The 18,487-nt window shown below is 37.0% G+C and carries 16 protein-coding genes; 2 read left to right on the plus strand and 14 right to left on the minus strand.

Annotated elements, in window-relative coordinates:
* Window positions 1-103: 103 nt before the first annotated feature.
* The 9 genes from ACNQGH_RS18130 to recR form a co-directional block, all read right to left on the minus strand.
* The gene (locus tag ACNQGH_RS18130; RefSeq protein ID WP_417957421.1) at window positions 104-1,111 is read right to left on the minus strand and encodes a mannose-1-phosphate guanylyltransferase; all 1,008 of its coding nucleotides are present in this window, start codon (window positions 1,109-1,111) and stop codon (window positions 104-106) included.
* Window positions 1,112-1,249: 138 nt separating this feature from the next.
* Entirely contained in the window at window positions 1,250-1,684 is a 435-nt protein-coding gene (locus ACNQGH_RS18135) for an adenylyltransferase/cytidyltransferase family protein (protein WP_417957422.1), read from the minus strand.
* Between the two features lie 39 nt (window positions 1,685-1,723).
* Complete coding sequence (locus ACNQGH_RS18140; protein ID WP_417957423.1) at window positions 1,724-3,007, minus strand: nucleotide sugar dehydrogenase; 1,284 nt, start codon at window positions 3,005-3,007, stop codon at window positions 1,724-1,726.
* Between the two features lie 494 nt (window positions 3,008-3,501).
* Complete coding sequence (locus tag ACNQGH_RS18145) at window positions 3,502-3,966, minus strand: UpxY family transcription antiterminator (protein ID WP_417957424.1); 465 nt, start codon at window positions 3,964-3,966, stop codon at window positions 3,502-3,504.
* A 109-nt stretch (window positions 3,967-4,075) separates the two neighbouring features.
* Window positions 4,076-5,467: a UDP-glucose 6-dehydrogenase gene (locus ACNQGH_RS18150; protein WP_417957425.1), complete on the minus strand. Its 1,392-nt coding sequence runs from the start codon at window positions 5,465-5,467 to the stop codon at window positions 4,076-4,078.
* Window positions 5,468-5,532: 65 nt separating this feature from the next.
* Window positions 5,533-6,516, minus strand: coding sequence for an SDR family oxidoreductase (locus ACNQGH_RS18155; protein WP_417957426.1), 984 nt, complete (start codon window positions 6,514-6,516; stop codon window positions 5,533-5,535).
* Window positions 6,517-6,539: 23 nt separating this feature from the next.
* Window positions 6,540-9,008, minus strand: a complete 2,469-nt coding sequence (locus ACNQGH_RS18160; protein ID WP_417957427.1) for a polysaccharide biosynthesis tyrosine autokinase — start codon at window positions 9,006-9,008, stop codon at window positions 6,540-6,542.
* Window positions 9,009-9,023: 15 nt separating this feature from the next.
* Window positions 9,024-9,815 (minus strand): polysaccharide biosynthesis/export family protein, encoded by a 792-nt coding sequence (locus ACNQGH_RS18165; RefSeq protein WP_417957428.1) that lies wholly within the window; start codon window positions 9,813-9,815, stop codon window positions 9,024-9,026.
* Window positions 9,816-9,887: 72 nt separating this feature from the next.
* The gene (gene recR / locus ACNQGH_RS18170) at window positions 9,888-10,508 is read right to left on the minus strand and encodes a recombination mediator RecR (RefSeq protein WP_417957429.1); all 621 of its coding nucleotides are present in this window, start codon (window positions 10,506-10,508) and stop codon (window positions 9,888-9,890) included.
* A 99-nt stretch (window positions 10,509-10,607) separates the two neighbouring features.
* Between recR and ACNQGH_RS18175 the strand changes: the two genes are divergently transcribed.
* Window positions 10,608-12,116: a sodium:solute symporter gene (locus ACNQGH_RS18175; protein ID WP_417957437.1), complete on the plus strand. Its 1,509-nt coding sequence runs from the start codon at window positions 10,608-10,610 to the stop codon at window positions 12,114-12,116.
* Window positions 12,117-12,221: 105 nt separating this feature from the next.
* On the opposite strand, the gene ACNQGH_RS18180 is transcribed toward ACNQGH_RS18175, so the two are convergent.
* Window positions 12,222-12,587, minus strand: coding sequence for a CoA-binding protein (locus ACNQGH_RS18180; RefSeq protein ID WP_417957438.1), 366 nt, complete (start codon window positions 12,585-12,587; stop codon window positions 12,222-12,224).
* 158 nt (window positions 12,588-12,745) lie between these two features.
* Between ACNQGH_RS18180 and ACNQGH_RS18185 the strand changes: the two genes are divergently transcribed.
* Window positions 12,746-13,375: a MarC family NAAT transporter gene (locus ACNQGH_RS18185; RefSeq protein ID WP_417957430.1), complete on the plus strand. Its 630-nt coding sequence runs from the start codon at window positions 12,746-12,748 to the stop codon at window positions 13,373-13,375.
* 343 nt (window positions 13,376-13,718) lie between these two features.
* On the opposite strand, the gene ACNQGH_RS18190 is transcribed toward ACNQGH_RS18185, so the two are convergent.
* From ACNQGH_RS18190 to ACNQGH_RS18205, 4 genes are all read right to left on the minus strand, one after another.
* The gene (locus tag ACNQGH_RS18190) at window positions 13,719-14,333 is read right to left on the minus strand and encodes an ATPase (RefSeq protein WP_417957431.1); all 615 of its coding nucleotides are present in this window, start codon (window positions 14,331-14,333) and stop codon (window positions 13,719-13,721) included.
* Between the two features lie 640 nt (window positions 14,334-14,973).
* A complete protein-coding gene (ctlX, locus tag ACNQGH_RS18195; RefSeq protein WP_417957432.1) occupies window positions 14,974-15,909 on the minus strand; it encodes a citrulline utilization hydrolase CtlX in 936 nt (311 codons plus the stop codon).
* A gap of 73 nt (window positions 15,910-15,982) precedes the next feature.
* A complete protein-coding gene (locus tag ACNQGH_RS18200; protein WP_417957434.1) occupies window positions 15,983-16,897 on the minus strand; it encodes a dimethylarginine dimethylaminohydrolase family protein in 915 nt (304 codons plus the stop codon).
* A gap of 65 nt (window positions 16,898-16,962) precedes the next feature.
* Window positions 16,963-18,246 (minus strand): citrate synthase, encoded by a 1,284-nt coding sequence (locus tag ACNQGH_RS18205; protein ID WP_417957435.1) that lies wholly within the window; start codon window positions 18,244-18,246, stop codon window positions 16,963-16,965.
* Window positions 18,247-18,487: the final 241 nt, after the last annotated feature.

The raw sequence follows: 18,487 nt of genomic DNA on the forward strand, positions 1-18,487 counted from the left end.
CATGGCTTTGCCATATTGTAGTAACAACTGCAAATCTATGTCAAAAGCTTTAGTCAGCAATTAAATATTCTTATTATAGATAAAAGCCTGTAATATTTTATTTTCAATTCAACAAGTCTGAATTTTTTCTCTCTAATTCACTGTATATATTCTTAACATCCTGAGATCTATCTTTTTGTAAAATCAAATTAGCTGTATCTGTATAAACAAAAATAGTATTCTTCAATCCAACAAAAGCAGTATAGTTGTTGGTTCCAATGACCATATTCCCATCTTTATCAACAGGGTGACCTTTAGAAACTAAATAGTCATATACGGAATCAAACGACCCTAAATCGGACCAAGTGAATTTAGAGGAAACCACTTTTATTTTTTTACTTCGTTCCATAACGGCATAATCGATGCTGATAGAAGGTATTTCGAGAGATAAATCTAAATCCAAGTTTCCATTAACATTAGTATCCCAGACATTTTTTGATTTTTCGTATACTTCTGGATAAAATTGCTTTAATTCCTCCAATAAAACGGAAGCTTTGAAACAAAACATACCACTATTCCAAAGGAAATTTCCATTGGCTATAAAATCAGTAGCGGTTACTTTGTTTGGCTTCTCTCGAAAAGAAATAACATCATCCCCTTTCCGCTCGATATAACCATATCCAGTTTCAGGTTTAGTCGGTATAATTCCAAACGTAACAATAAACCCTTTTGATGCTTTTTCTATCGCTTCGATTATCGCTTCATTATACTCTTTTTCTTGTTCAATAATATGATCGGAAGGCGTTACAATTAAGATATCTTCCGGGTGAGAAGCAAAAGCTGCAAAAGCTATTGCTGCAGCAGTATTTCTTGGGGTTGACTCGACTATATCTACATAAGGAGTATTCGATTTTTCCATCACTTTTCTACTGAGATGACAATTATCAATATTGCCAACTACCATAATTTTGTCTGCTATAGTACGATTACGTTCTACAGTCATCTCAAACAATGACTTCCCTTCAAATAAATCAAGATACTGTTTAGGCTGGCTTTTACGCGATAATGGCCATAATCGGCTACCTACTCCACCGGTAAGAATGACATGTGTAATTGAAGGCTTATTTTTCATAGTAACCGCTATCAGTTATTTGTTATTTATTGTCAGTAATTTCAAGGATTTTAAAGCTTAAAATAAATAGCTTCATGAAACAGCCTAACCTTTAAAATTGTATTGAGAACTGTACGTCTCGGGCACAATCAACAGGCATTACAACCTTTTATTTTCTTTTAATAATTCTTTCTCCTTTACTTCCTTTCGCAAACTGCTGCTGGAAAATCGGTGATCCCTAACATTAAAATAGAGTTCAATCCCTTTTTCTTCGCAATATATTCGACCTGTAAAATCTTTATCTTTATATTCATCTCCAATAATACGAACATCAATTTTGAATGAACGTAAGATATCTTCTAAATCCTGCTCTGTTGTATAAGGCACAATTTCATCAACAAATCTGCATCCTTTGAGTTGAATATAACGCTCTACAACAGACTGAGTAGGCCTATTCTTTTCAGGTCTGTCGATAGTCGGGTCAGTTTGCAACGCCGTTATTAAATAATCACATTGTCGCTTCGCTTCTTCCAGCATAGTAATATGTCCCGCATGAAGCAAGTCGAAAGCACTAAAAGTTATTCCTATTTTCATAAGTCTATAAATATAAGTTCGTGCGAAAATATTACTATTTTACAATCTTCCATCAACTTCATCACCCAAAATTCCTTTGACATCGTACAACAAACTGCTTTTGTTTTGCAATTTTGTGATGTCAATAGACAGAAATTGGTTGTGTGCCACGCCTAAAACTACTGCATCAAATTTTTGATTCGGCAATACATTGGCAGTTATTAAACCGTATTCCTTTTCAACCTCAGCTGGATTAGCCAAAGGATCATATATAGTTACTGTAATTCCATAATCAGTTAAAGCGGCAATAACATCGACAATTTTTGTATTGCGAACGTCGGGACAGTTCTCTTTGAAAGTGATTCCAAGCATTAAAAGCGTAGCGCCATTAACAGAAATTCCTTTTTTTATCATCCCTTTTACTACTTGAGATGCGACATAGTCACCCATGCTATCGTTCAATCGTCTCCCTGCCAAAATAATTTCAGGATGATAGCCAAATTCTTGGGCGCGTTGAGCCAAATAATAAGGATCTACCCCGATACAATGACCTCCAACCAATCCGGGTTTAAAAGGTAAAAAATTCCATTTGGTTCTTGCTGCTTCCAAAACGGCGTGGGTATCAATATTCATTAGATTGAATATTTTAGCCAATTCGTTGACAAAAGCAATATTGATATCGCGTTGTGAGTTTTCAATAACTTTCGCCGCTTCGGCAACTTTTATAGAAGGCGCTAAGTGTGTTCCTGCCGTAATGACTGATTGATACAATTCATTTACTTTTTGTCCAATTTCTGGAGTAGAGCCTGATGTCACTTTCAAAATCTTCTCTACGGTATGCTCCTTATCTCCAGGATTAATTCTTTCAGGAGAATAACCTGCAAAAAAATCAACATTGAATTGTAATCCGGAAGCCCTTTCCAATACCGGTACACATTCCTCTTCGGTTACACCGGGATACACTGTAGATTCATAAATCACAATATCTCCTTTTTTCAAAACAGTTCCGATAGTCTCACTGGACTTGTATAAAGGAGTCAGATCGGGACGATTATTTTTATCAACCGGCGTAGGAACTGTCACTATATAGTAATTACAGTCCACTATATCAGCTAAAACCGAAGTACAATACAAACCAATAGCATCACCGGGTTTTTCCAGCAATACGTTTTGCAATACTTCGTCAGTTACTTCAAATGTAGTATCAGTACCTGATTGCAAAGAAGCAACTCTGGCCTGATTAATATCAAATCCTACAACAGCAAATTTCGTGGCAAATAGCCGAGCCAGTGGCAAACCCACATAACCCAGACCAACAATTGCTATTTTTATATTTGAACTCATTTATCAAACCAATTTTAATCAACCATGGTTAATTTCAATCCACCGCTTCGCGATTCCCACTCACAAAAACGAGTCGAAATCAGGATGATTTTTAAGTGCGCAAAGATAGGCACAATAAACCACACTTTTTTAAATTTTAATGCATTCAAAACCTCAAAACACGGATAAAAAGCAAAAAAAACCGATAACTAACTGACAAACAATTATAAGAAAGAAAAACAACCAGCTTCTTTTTTTAAAAAAATCACCTAATTTAGTGATGCCAAAACTACTACAAAAGATGAATTTTCAAGGTCTAACCCAACGGATTTTCATAAAAAACCATCCGATAATTCACTATCGAAAACGATATTGCTATTTTCTTGAAATAAATAAAAAGAGACCTATTCATCGATTCCAAAAATTAACGTTTGGCATAAGAACTACACGTTGCAAATGGTTTTAATGAACCATCTTCTTTTGTCGGAGGGCAAAATAATTGCACCTACCTTTGACTATTTAAACTTCATTTTCAAAACACACCCCAATGATTCCAAAACAAGTACATAATGGTTATTATTTACTTCTTGTACAATTGCCGTTTGAGCTGAAAACGGTCCTGAATCCAATGCTATCTTGTCACCAACCTGAAATGGAACCACTGAAACCTCACAATCGTCAGGTCCATCCAGTCCTTTCTTAATGATGTTAATTTCTTCATCCCTTACAATTGCAGGTTTCCCTAGCCAAAATAAATAACGCACCACTCCAACCGACTGGAATACCAAATTCCGGTCAGCGTCTGCTAATTGAACAAAAACATAGGAATTAAAAAGCGGCACTTCCACCTTTTTTTTTCGATCAGACCATTGACGCACCTGCATAATCAAAGGACAGTAGCATTCTATTCCATTTTTTTTCAATTGCTCTGCTACCTTTTTCTCCCACTTCGGTTTTGTATATACCACATACCAATTCATCTTGCGTTTTGTATTGAAATAAAAATATATCTTTTTATTTATTTGTATTTCTCTTTAGTATTGTTTTTACAAAAACATTTAAAGGCTATTGTTATGATTGCATCATCATTTAAGAACCTATTCCCTGATAAACAAATCCAATCGCTTCTAAAGCCGGACCATCAAGTATGTTTCTTCCATCAAAGACAAAAGCTGGTTTTTGCATCGCGTCATAAATTTTTTGCCAGTCATACTGAACAAATTCATCCCACTCTGTTAGAACTGCCACTGCATGCGCATTTGCACAGGCTTCATAAGGATCATCAAACGACATAATTTGATCTGAATTAGCTCTCGCTGCTCTGGTCTCTAAACAATCCAAATCAGCCAGCACCTTCTTTCTGGATACTTTGGGATCGTATACCGCAATTTTCGCATGTTCGTTTATCAAATCATCGGCAACATAAATGGCTGCTGATTCACGGGTATCGTTCGTATCTTTTTTAAAAGCCCAACCCAGAAAGGTTATCTTTTTATCAGAAACGGTATTGTAAAGTGTTTGAACGATATTATTGGAGAAACGTCGCTTTTGATGATCATTCATTATAATAACCTGTTCCCAGTAATCGGCTACTTCGTTCAATCCGTAGGATTTTGCAATGTAAACTAAATTCAAAATATCTTTTTGGAAACAAGAACCACCAAATCCAACCGATGCTTTCAGGAATTTTGGTCCTATCCTACTATCCATGCCTATGGCCTTGGCGACTTCATTTACGTCAGCTCCTGTTTTTTCACAAAGCTCTGACATCGCATTAATAGAAGAAATGCGTTGTGCTAAAAAGGCATTGGCTGTCAGTTTTGATAATTCTGACGACCATACATTGGTAGTCAATATTTTATCTGTAGCAACCCAATTCGCATAAACATCAACAAGTGCCTGTATTGCTTTTTGTCCCTCTTGTGAAGGATCTCCACCGATTAGTATTCGATCCGGATTCAATAAATCCTGAACTGCAGTTCCTTCTGCCAGAAACTCCGGGTTAGAAAGAATTTGAAACTGAACCCCGTTACCGGTATGGTCCAGAATACTTTTAATCGCTTCAGCAGTTCGTACCGGAAGTGTTGATTTTTCAACTACTATTTTATTGTCTTTTGCCACATTGGCAATTTGTCTGGCGCACAATTCAATATATTTTAAATCAGCAGCCATCCCTTTTCCTTTTCCATAGGTCTTTGTAGGCGTATTTACCGATATAAAAATGATTTGGGCCTCATCTATTGCTTTTTCCACATCGGTAGAGAAAAACAGGTTTCTTCCCCTGGCTTCTGCAACAATTTTGTCTAATCCAGGCTCGTAAATGGGAATATTGTCTATATTTTCATCGTTCCAGGCTGCGATGCGCTCTTTATTCAGGTCAACTACGGTAACTTGTATTTGCGGACATTTTTGGGCAATAACTGCCATGGTAGGTCCCCCAACGTATCCAGCGCCAATGCAACAGATTTTTGTGATTTTCATTTTGTAATTTTCAATTCGCAAATATACTTTATTTTTTTGCCCTCCTTTTCCTTAAAAAAGGTTTTTTATTTAAGATTATCCCAATACCAATTCACGGCTTCTTTTAATCCTGCCTGCATCGAGTAATGCGGATTATACCCTAACAATTCTTTGGCTTTATCAATACTGGCCAGGGAATGCGGAATATCTCCGGCTCTGTTGGGTCCATATTCTACTGCAACATGCGCTATCCTTGGATCATATTCAGACAAAAATTCTTTCAAATAATCAACCAGGTTGTTTAAGGTATTGCGATCCCCGTAAGCGGTGTTATAAACGGTGTTTATGGCGGTTGGATTTTTTGTCTGCATCGCCAGCTCGTTCATTTGAATCACATTATCAATGTACGTGAAATCACGGGAATAGTTTCCGTCACCATTTATTTTTGGGCTTTCCAATTGCATCAGTTGCATTACAAATTTTGGAATAACTGCCGCATAAGCCCCATTGGGATCTTGCTTTCTTCCAAAAACATTAAAATAACGCAGCCCAATGGTTTCCAGACCATAGGTTTTGCTAAAATTTTCTGCATACAATTCGTTTACATACTTCGTTATGGCATAAGGAGAGAGTGGTTTCCCAATTACTGCTTCTACTTTTGGCAATCCAACGGAATCCCCATACGTCGAGGAACTGGCCGCATAGATGAATCGTTTTACTTTGGCATCGCGAGCAGCCACAAGCATGTTTAAAAAACCGGAAACATTCACATCATTGGTCGTAACCGGATCAATTATAGAACGGGGTACGGAACCTAAAGCGGCCTGATGCAACACATAGTCTACTCCTTTTACCGCATTTTGACAGTCGGTTTCATTCCGGATATCTCCTTCGATTAAACGAAAACTCGGATTATTGATAATGTCTTTTAAATTATGTCTGTATCCTGTCGCAAAATTATCGAAACAAACCACTTCATGTCCTTTGGACAAAAAATAGTCACAAAGATTGGAACCTATGAATCCTGCACCTCCAGTAATTAATATGGTACTTTTTATTTCCTCTATCATTTTTTTTAATTTAGAACAATCAATTACTTCGTTTGTTTTTTGCGAAATTTATCCATTACTTTTTCATAAATATTTTTGGGCCTGTCCTCTTCATGATACCCACTGGAATAGGTTCCGTAGCCGTAACCATATCCATATCCGTAACCGTAACCCGCACCATATTTGGCTTTATTCTCAAACCCGTTCAAAATAATGCTGGTATTATTTAATTCCCCGCGCTTTACCCTGTTGTTCAGCAGCGTGATCATTTCCTTTTTAGTAAAATTCTGCCTTACGATATACAAGGTTACATCACAATATTGGGCTAACTCCAGTGCATCGGATACCAAACCAACCGGTGGTGTATCCAATATAATATAGTCGTATTTCTTCTTTAATTCTTCAATTAATCCTTTCATTCCTTCGCTCATAATCATCTCAGCCGGATTTGGCGGAACGGGTCCTGAGAGAATAACATCCAAAAAAGGGATATGAGTATGATTGATGATTTCGTCAGCCGTTTTTTGCTTAATCAGGTAATTGACGACCCCTACTTCATTGGATAAATTAAACTCACCAAACAATTTGGGTTTTCTTAAATCCAGACCAATAACTACCGTTTTTTTCTCGCTGAGCGCAAATACCGTAGCAATATTGATAGAACAAAAGGTTTTCCCTTCACCACTCACCGACGATGTTATCATCAATGTTTTGGCTCCTTCTACATTTTGTTGTTTGTATAAAAACTGAAGTGAAGAGCGGATAGCTCTGAAGGATTCGGACAAAGCCGATTTGGGTTTTTCAAAAACTGCCAAATTGGTATTCTCTTTACTCATCCCCACCACCCCTATTAAAGGAATTTGGGTCAGCTTGCTGATATCCTCCGTGTTTTGAATCGAATTATTGACAAAGAAAATGGCAAAGACAAAAAGCAATGGAAATAGCATTCCCAGAAATAAGGCTAATACATAATTTACCGATGTTTTTGGACCAACAAGCCCTCCTCCTACATCTTTTGCAGGATCTATAAAATGAATATCCGACAAATTTGCTGCTTTAACAATATCAGCTTCGCTTCTTTTTTGAAGAAAGGTGCTGTAGATATTGTCGCTTAGATCATATTTTCTTTTAATCTTAATGAGTTCTTGCTGGTCTTCGGGAAGTTGCTTTATGGTGCTTTCCGTTTCATTAATTTTACTGCTTACCAAGGCTAAATCATATTGCAAAGAAGCTTTGGCTGTGGCAATGTTTTCCAACAACACATTTTTAACAGCCTCCATCTGATTGTCAAAATCCTTGAATATCTTATCGCTTTTTACCGCATAGGCCATTTCAGATCTTTGGGTAGACAGGGAAATTAGTTTGGAAACATTGACAACAATATTTGGATCTTCAATCCCGGCCACTGATGGTGCCGGAAGCTTAGCGTAGTTTACGCTATTTTTTAAATAGGCTTTTAGTGAATTATAATAGGCCATTTTACGATTGACCTCGTCTTTCTTGACATCAAATTCCAGGATCTTATCCGAAAACTTTGACCCGCCCTGTTCTATATCATAGATGTTTTTATCTTTTCTGAAGGTTTTCAGCTCATTGCCTGTTTCCTTTAGTTGAGATTCCATCGCAACCAGGGTACTGTCAATAAAAGCAATGGTATTGGTCGCAAACTGGTTTTTACTATCCAGTTGTCTTTTTATAAGCATCTTAACAGTCGCATTCAAATATTCGACCATTCTCGCTTTATTGGTACCCTGCATTCCCAGCGTAATGATGGAACCCCCTTTGTCATCGGATTTAACGTTTATTCCTTTGTAGGCAGATACTGTTGCGTCAAAATCATTAAACTGTACAAAATATTCGTTGCCCTTATAAAAACCCGGATTGTCTTTTAGTTCTAATTTCCAATTCAGAAAAGGCAATGATACCGACTCACCCACCTTGTATCTTTTTACAAAATCGCCCGTTGCAACAGCGGTGCTACCGGATGAGTTGGTAGCATAGGTTATTAATGAAGCGTTTTGATTTTCAAAGGGAATTCTGATTTCATATACATTGTCACTCAAAAATTTAATTCCTATCCGGTTCCCTGCCAATTGACCTTTTGATTTATCAATGGATACATAGAAAGGAACGGCGCCATAGGCATCTTCAAGCGCGTATTTTCCCTGAACCAAATAGCTAATATAGTATTGCAGCTTGTCTACCACCAACTCATTATGAGATCGGGACTGCAACGTGGTTGAAATAGTCTGAACCTGATCTGAAGTCCCCCCCCAATTAAAAACCAAACTGGTATTAGACGTGAAAAGGGGATTGCTTTCTTCCTTTACCGAAATAAGCGTTTCCATAGCGTAAATTTTTTGTTTACGAATGTTCACCTGATAGGCAATCGTGAAAGTGATTAATAAACTCAGTAAAAACCATTTCCAATAACTCCCGATTTTTATTAAAAATCCTTTAAAGTCAAAACTTACCTGGTTTTCAAAAATCGAAAAATCTTTTATATCTAACATTTTTTGAATTCTGTTTTAGTTCTTTAATAGTAAGTAGGTAGTTGTTGCCAATGATAACAGCGTAATAATGGTACCCAAAGATTCTATTCCGGTTTTTCCGGTTCCCCAAGTTTTTTGCTTGAGTGGTTTTACGTAAATATAATCATTCGGCTGCAAATAATAATACGGCGATTGCATTACATTGATATCGGTAAGGTCTAAATCCTGCATTAGAACCCCGGTGGGTGTTTTTCTCATGATGGTAACCGCCTTTCTATTTCCGGTAATGGTAATGTCGCCGGCATTTGCAATGGCTTCCATGATCGTTACATGTTCCTGAAATAATGTTTTGGTGCCCGGACCTCCAATTTCGCCATTGATCGTATAGCGGAAACCCGCTAGTTTTACGGTCACAAAAACATTAGCTTCCTTATTGAAATATTCCGCTAATAATTGCTTCTCAATTCTGACTCTTATTTCATCCAAAGTATATCCGATCACGTTTAACTCCCCCAAAACCGGAATTCTGATATTGCCGTGATCATCTACCGTAAAACCATCAAAATACAACCCAGACTCTGATTTACCGGCAGCAGCATCACTGTTGGTAGGACTGAAAATAGCCACTAACTTTGGATCTATTGCTTTTATCGTGATACTCAAAACATCATTAGTCTGTAATCTGTACGGCTTTGATTCCACTGCGGCAATCGAAGTATCGTCTTGTAGATTACCTTTTTTTTGAAGGTATATTAAATCTTGAGTGGGAATACAAGCAGCAAACAACACACTAATAATTAGTAATAAATAGACTCCGGATTTACTCATTTTTCACTATTTTTAATGACAAATATAGCTTTTCATTTACGATTTAAAAAGCGTAGCGATTCATTAAATGGATTAATTATTTTTAAAAGACTTTTCAAAAGGAACGCGCTGCAATATACTTCTTCCCAAGGTAACTTCATCCGCATATTCCAGTTCGTCACCCACCGAAATTCCTCTCGCAATTGTTGATATAATGACATCACAATCGCCGATTTGTTTGTAGATATAAAAATTGGTGGTATCGCCTTCCATGGTAGAGCTTAAAGCAAAAATGATTTCAGTTACACTTCCCGATTTTACTTTTTCGACTAAGGTGGTAATATTTAACTGACTGGGTCCAACACCGTCAATAGGCGAAATTTTACCTCCCAAAACATGATAAATCCCTCTAAACTGACCCGTGTTTTCGATAGCCATTACATCGCGAATATCTTCGACGACACAAATGATCTGGTGATTTCTGTTTTTGTTGGCACAAATTTCACACCGCTCACTGTCCGAGATATTATGACAGCTGTTGCAATACTTAATATCCTCCCGCATAGCAACCAACGCCTGTGACAAAAAACCCGTTTGTTCTTTGGGCTGTTTCAATAAATGCAATACCAATCGCAATGCCGTCCGTTTACCGATTCCGGGTAACTGAGACATTTCATTGACTGCTTTTTCTATTAATTTCGAAGAAAATTCCATAAATGCAAAAGTAGTCAATTTGTCCCGAACGTTCAGAATAGAAAATTTGAAAATATGAAGATTATTTGTGTAATTTGGCCTAAACAATATTTACAGCAAATGACTCCCAGCACCATTCTAACACTTATAATCATTTATTTTGGAATTTTATTTTACATCTCTCATGCCGTAAGCAACAAAGACAGCGGAAACGACGCTTTTTTTAAGGCTAATAAAAATTCAAGATGGTATCTAGTTGCCTTTGGAATGATTGGAACGGCACTTTCAGGAGTGACTTTTATTTCCGTTCCGGGAGAAGTGGGTGCACCAAGCGGAGAACAATTCAAATATTTCCAATTTGTCTTAGGGAATGCCATTGGTTTTGTCATTATTGCAAAAGTGCTCTTACCGCTGTATTACCGAATGAATCTGACTTCGATTTATGGCTATATCGAACACCGACTGGGAACCTATTCCTATAAAACCGCCGCGACGATTTTCCTGATCAGTCGTACCATAGGCTCTTCTTTTAGATTGTATCTGGTAGTGATTGTTTTGCAGCGTTTTGTTTTTGACTATTATGGAATTCCTTTTGCCGTTACGGTCTTAATTTCGCTGGCTTTGATCTTTGCCTATACGTATCGTGGCGGATTAAAAACGATTATCATCACCGATACGTTACAGACATTTTTCTTAGTGTCTTCTGTATTTCTGACTATTTTCTTTATTTGCAGAAGCTTAAACCTGAATATATTTCAGGCTTTTGAAGCCGTAAAGACCAGTAATTATTCCAAAGTATTTTTCTTTGAAGATTTTGTATCGAGTAAGTTCCATTTTGCAAAACAGATTCTGGGAGGTATTTTTGTCACCATTGCCATGGTCGGTCTGGATCAGGATTTAATGCAGAAAAACCTGAGTTGTAAGAACATTGGCGAAGCACAAAAAAACATGTTTACCTTTACGGGAATATTTGTGCTTATCAATATATTCTTCCTAAGCGTAGGCGCCTTACTTTATATTTATGCTAGTAAAAACGGAATTGAAGTACCAGCCGATTTAGTTACCGGAAAACCCAGAACCGATTTACTTTTCCCGGAAATCGCTTTTCATCATTTGACCTTAATTCCTTCGGTTATTTTCCTGTTGGGATTAACAGCGGCTACATTTGCCACAACAGATTCTGCCTTAACGGCACTTACGACTTCGTTTTGTGTTGATTTTCTTGGAATGGATAAAGCAGAAAATATTAACAAACCGAACATCGTACGAACCCGGCATTTTGTCCATATTGCCTTTTCGTTTTTGATGTTCCTGGTAATTGTTTTCTTTAATGCGATCAATGACAGTTCCGTAGTAGGAATGATTTTTAGAGTAGCTTCCTATACCTACGGTCCGCTTTTAGGGTTGTATTGTTTTGGATTGTTTTTAAAGTCAAAGACGGTTAAAGACCGGTTTGTTCCAATCATTTGTTTCTTATCCCCTGGGGTCACTTTCCTGATTAGCGAAAATTCGAAAGCCTTGTTTTTTGGATATGTTTTCGATAACGAACTGATTATCGTAAACGGACTGATTACTTTTCTTGGATTACTATTGATCAGCAAGAAGGCTACTGCTGAAACACGATTTTAATTGTAGCGGGCAACGCGTCATTTTCTGTCCCGTTTTTTAACGGGACAGAAAACATATATGAAACTGTCGACAACAACAAAGTGCTGACGAAGCAACTAGTTTACACTAATATTGATTGGTAGCCAACATAACCAGTGTGCACCCTATCTCTACTTTTATATCATTTAATTTCAACAATTGATAGAACTCCGGATTTTCAGTACCTGGATTAAAAATAACACGCTTTGGCTGTGCCTCTACGATATAATTATAGTAATCACGCTGACGTAACGGGTTCAGATAAAGGGTAACCGTATCGACATTTTTTAGTGGAATCGCTTTAGTCTGGATTTTTATTCCTTCTACCTCACCGGCGTTTTGACCGATGGCAAGAACGGAATGCCCTTTGGAAACCAATTTTTCAATTGCTAAAAAAGAGTATCTGCTTGGTTTTGTCGAAGCTCCAAGAACCAGCGTTTTTTTATTTTTTATCATTTTATGTAAATCTATTTTGCAAAAGTAATCAAAAAGGTTCATGAGTTGCCCAAATATTAGGTTTAGTTGCAAAAACGCTTCAAACAATATCCTGACATTTAAACCTTTCACAGCGTAAAAAAAAGAGTATTTTTACAGCATTAAATTAGAAAAACATGGATCTTTTCATCTATCTCTTTGTGGCGCTTTTTTCAGTATTAAACCCTATAGGTACTGTTCCAATATTTGTAGGACTTACGCAAAATGATACCAAACAGGAACGTTCCCGAATTTCCTTGTGGACAGCCATTAATGTATTTGCCATCCTGATCATCTCTTTTTTTATCGGTCAGTATGTTTTGATCTTTTTTGGCATCAGCATTGACGCGCTGCGCATTGCCGGAGGACTAATTATCGTAAGTTCCGGTTTTTCATTGCTTTCCGGAAAATTCAATAAGAAAAGAGGGATTAACAAAAAGATAGAAACCGATGCGCAGAAAAGAAATGATATTGCCCTGACTCCCTTGGCGATTCCGATGCTTGCGGGTCCCGGATCTATTTCTTTATTGATTGCCTTTTATCAGGAACACAACTCAACAAGTGATGTCATTATATCGTCACTGGCCATTCTGGCCATTGCGCTAGCCATTTTTATAATTCTGAGAAGTGCACATTATTTAGCCAAAATACTCGGAGCATCAGGGATTGTTGCCATTTCGAGAATTATTGGTTTTATTGTAATTGCCATTGGGATCCAATATATCGTCAGTGCGATTCTCAACATTATCAAAGGAAACTTAAGCTAAAAACAAATCGTTTATACTCTGACAAGATGGAGCGCTTTGTTAGTAAAGAAATTAGGCAATAGTTTACCTGAGCATTTTTTTGTTTTTTAATCCTTTGATTTATAATAAAAACAGAAAAGTTTAATACTATTCAATTACTTCCGAATAATGTCGTTTATATTTTCTTACTTATAGCCAATAAAAAAAGCCCTCCTTTCAAGAGCTTTAAATGGATTATCAAAAATAATAATCTATAATGAAGTAGGTTTTATCCTTACAATTTTGCCATTTTCCATTACAACTAAATCGCTGTTTTTTTTCTTTTTAAACTCGATTAAATTTTCATAAACTTTATCCATTGCATCTATAATCTTCTGCTGAGTCGATGTTGTTTTGTACTTTCCCATGTTTCGCTGTTTTTGAGTTTATCGAACTTAATTTTATTTTTAATTTCAATATCGTAACCTAATATTTTCTGTGCAACTAATTCAGCTTTTACAGCTGTATTGTCAAAAATCAATGCCTCATCAACTATAGGCAAATATATATCAAATAAGTTTTTAATTCCATTTTTATATCGTCGTTTAATAACATCTGTTTCAATATTATGTCCGCCTTCCCGGACTCTGGTCTTTACCCTTTCAATAGCAAGATCAACGTCTTGCAACCAAAAGAACAATAGCACAACTTTATATCCTTTTTCCTGAGCTAGGGTAACTTTCGACCTATCACTTTTTGTCGCCAAGGTTGTTTCAAATGCAAAATTTTCATTATTCGCTAACAACTCATTTATTCTGTGAAGCATTATCCTACCAGCTTCAAACGAGACCTTTTCCGGCTGAAATGGGGAGAGCCCTTTGGCAATTTCATCCGCATTTACAAACTCCTTACAGTTTAGTATTTCAGGAAGTATCGTAAATGAAGCGGTTGTTTTACCTGCTCCATTGCAACCTGCGATTATATAAAGATTTTTACTCATTTGTACAAAGATAAGAAATTTCAAATTTAATAATACTATTTTTCAGATACTTGGAAAATACCGATTAATCATTTCCCGTTGCTGTGAACTACCAATTGCTAATCACACTCATTCTTATGGTCTACGGGTTAAGTTTTCGATCTCGGAAACAACACCCTGACGACTCTATCATACCATGAATGCTATCTACCGTAATAGGCTTGCCAAGCTTGGTAATAATTAGTTTTTGGGTTTTACAGCGAAGCATTACCAATCTACACCCTTGCCAATTGCCAACACTTCCCATCAACGCACAGAGACTTACACTACGTCCGAAAATGACCATGTCCGACATACCAATCAACACAAGGTTGACCTAGTACAGATTCTCGTTGTTTAGCAGGAATAGCATTATTTGGTCTCTTATCTATCTTCATCCACTTCCACATTATCCTATAAAAGCCAAAAGCCACTCGGTTACGAAATGGCTTTTGGCTTATATCTTTTACGATTTATTTCAAATCTGGGTTATTACTGCAGTACCAAAAATCAGATTTTTTCCAACACCCCTTCTTTATATTGCTTATAATTCAGGTTCTTCTGTCAATCCAGCCAATAAAACTGCTTTTTTTAGTGTAAAGTTGCATATAATTCCCAAAAGCTACTCTCTGGGCAAGAAAATCTCTGCCATCATGCATCGGGCACTTCCACCGCCACAGGCTTCGATAGTATCTAGACTGGAGCTTAAAATTTCAGCATGTTTTTCGAGTTGTTCCAGCTGTTTCGGTGTCAGGCTTTGATGTGCCGCTGCACTCATCACCAAATATCTTTTACCATCTGACCCCTGAACTTCAAGCATATTTCCAGCAAAATTATTCATCTGGGCTTCGGTAATCAAAATAACTTCTTTTCCGTTTTCTTTCAGATTCTCCAAAACCATTTTGCGTTCTTTTTTATCATCGATGCAATCGGAACAGATAACTGCAAAAGTTTCTCCCACACACATCATTACATTGGTGTGGTAAATCAGTTTTCGCTCTGAACCGACGGTTTGAAAAGCCTCGAAAATTACTGGCGCATAATCAAAATCTTCACAGAATTCAATAAACAGCTCTTCATCGGCTCTCGGAGATAAAGCGCAGTAGGCTTTGCTGTTGGCTCTGTCCAGAACCAAACTCCCGGTTCCTTCGAGGAAAAAACCATCTTCCTCAGCCGAAGTGTAATCCATTATATTGTTGATGACAAAACCTTTGTCTTCCAGTATATCCAAAATATCTTCACGACGTTCGTAGCGACGGTTTTCTGCAAACATAGGATACAACGCGACATCACCCTCCTCGTGAAAAGAAACCCAATTGTTTGGAAAAATGCTATCCGGAGTATCCGGACTTGCAGTGTCATCCACGACAGTAACATCAACACCAACGGCTCTTAATTTTTCCACAAAAGCATCAAATTCCTGTTGTGCTTTTGCATTTACGGTAGCCGGTAAAAGCCCGTCCAATACTTTTTGGTAATAATTATTTACTGCCGTTTGCTCGTTCATTCGGAACGCCACCGGGCGGATCATCAATATTGAATTTGTTGTCTGTTTCATATTTTATTTTTTTTTATTTCATAGCATTACACTACTATACCACTAAACCCACTATACTATACCACCCCTAAAATTAATCTCTGATTAAAGGTAAGGTAGAACAGCGCAACAATCCTTCTTGTTTTGCAATTTCCGCATAGGGAATTTCTTCCACAACAAACCTATTGGCACGTAACCAGTTGTTTAATCTTGTAAAGTTTTTTTCGGAAACCACTACATTGGTAGCGATGGAAAAAACATTGGAATTCATCTGATACATTTCTTCTCTTGTAATGTGAAACAAGTTTTCTTTTCCAAAAAGGTTCACAAGAAAGAGATAATCCGCTTCTTCACGGAAGCCTCTTTTATATATAATTCCTTTATCTTTTCCAACGGGCTGAAAACAACAGTCCAAATGCAAGGCATTGTCCCGGGCTTCAATTTTTGATTTCACCAAATCAAACCCTCTGACCTTTTTATGGGGAAACAATTCTCTGATGTACTGCACTCCCTGCACATTAGTTCTTGCCGTAATATAATCTTTGTAGTCGCTCCCTTTATAGGTTCCGACAAATATGTAATCATTCCACAAAATGACATCTCCGCCTTCAATATGCACTTCCTCTGGAGGGCGAACCACTTTTTTGGGATCCATCTGATCAATAATATATTGGATCGCATCCAACTCCCGTTCTCTGTCGGGCAGTATATTGGATTTGATAAAAATATCATCGATCACAAAACCGATATCTCTTGCAAATATCTGATTGTAATTGGCAATCATTTCCGGTCGGAAAACAGTAACATTATATTTTTGAAGGACTTTATCGAAAGCATCCATTTCAGCTACCATATCCGCTTCTTTAGGATAAGTACCCGCTACAATATGCTCTAATGATTTGGGATCATAGGCTTCATCAGCCTTTGGTGTTGGTCCGTTATTAATTGCTGAACCTAAAACTACGGCTCTTAATCTGGAAGTTTCATTCTCTATATGTAACGCTAGCATGTATTTTCACTTTTGACAAATATAAAAAAAGCTTCACAAATTAGTGAAGCTTTTTGAATTGAAATTTATCTTTTGTCAGCGGAGACAAATTCTCTCAAAGGACTACCAGTATAGATCTGTCTTGGTCTTCCGATAGGCTCTTTGTTCTCTCTCATTTCTTTCCACTGTGCAATCCAACCCGGTAAACGACCAATGGCGAACATTACGGTAAACATATCTGTAGGAATTCCTAAGGCTCTGTAAATAATTCCAGAATAGAAATCTACATTTGGATATAATTTTCTGGATACAAAATACTCATCTTCTAAAGCTGCTTCTTCCAGTTTCTTAGCGATTGCCAGAATTGGATCATCCACTCCTAAAGTCGCCAACACTTCGTTAGCTGCCTTTTTAATGATTTTTGCTCTTGGATCGAAATTTTTATATACTCGGTGACCAAATCCCATCAATCGGAAAGAATCATTTTTATCTTTTGCTTTCGCTATGTATTTCTCAGCGTCACCACCATTTTTGTGGATTTCTTCCAGCATTTCAAGCACTGCCTGATTAGCACCACCGTGTAATGGTCCCCAAAGTGCAGAAACTCCTGCAGATATGGAAGCAAACAATCCAGCGTGAGAAGAACCTACCATTCTAACGGTTGACGTTGAACAATTTTGCTCATGATCTGCATGAAGAATAAATAATCTATCTAACGCATCAATCACAACAGGACTTGCTTTATACGGTTCGGTTGGCAATTCGAACATTAAACGCATAAAGTTTTCTACATATCCTTTTGTATTGTCATAATAATTCAAAGGATACCCCATGCTTTTTCTGTACGTCCAGGTTGCGATTACCAGGAACTTACCCATGGTTTTGCAAACTGCCTCATACATCTCTTTTTCATTTTCAACATTAACTGACTTTGGATTAAATGCAGTCAAAGCACTTGTCAAAGCAGCTAAAACACCCATTGGGTGTGCTGTTTTTGGAAAACCGTCAATGATGTTTTTCATTTCCTCGTTCACCAAAGTATATTTTCTAATATCATTTTCAAATTGCGCTAACTGAACTTTAGTTGGCAATTCTCCAAAAATTAAAAGATAAGAGACTTCTAAGAAATCGGCCTTTTCAGCCAAATCTTCTATTGAATAGCCTCTGTAACGCAAAATCCCAAGCTCTCCGTCAAGGAAAGTAATTTCACTTTTACAAGAACCTGAATTTTTGTAGCCCGGATCAATAGTAATTGCACCCGACAAATCACGTAATTTGTTAATATCGATAGCAACCTCATTTTCAGTCCCTACAGTGATAGGAAGTTCAAATTTTTTGCCATCTATTTCTAATGTTGCTGTTTTTGACATAATATAATTGGAAATAAAACTTTTAAAATAATAATTTACCAAATCTAGGGAATTTCAAATTAATTAAAAAACGAATAACACAATGAAATTGTTAAAACTCACAAAAAAAGCCACTCACTTTACAGAGGCCACTGAAAAACATCGCCTATTTTGATTAGTGCCGTTTTTTAGACAATAAAAAAACGCTTGTAACAGGATTTTAAACATCCGTTATAAGCGTTTTTCTTTTTGCAACTGTTTT

The sequence above is a fragment of the Flavobacterium kochi genome (assembly GCF_048286715.1).
Taxonomy (GTDB): domain Bacteria; phylum Bacteroidota; class Bacteroidia; order Flavobacteriales; family Flavobacteriaceae; genus Flavobacterium.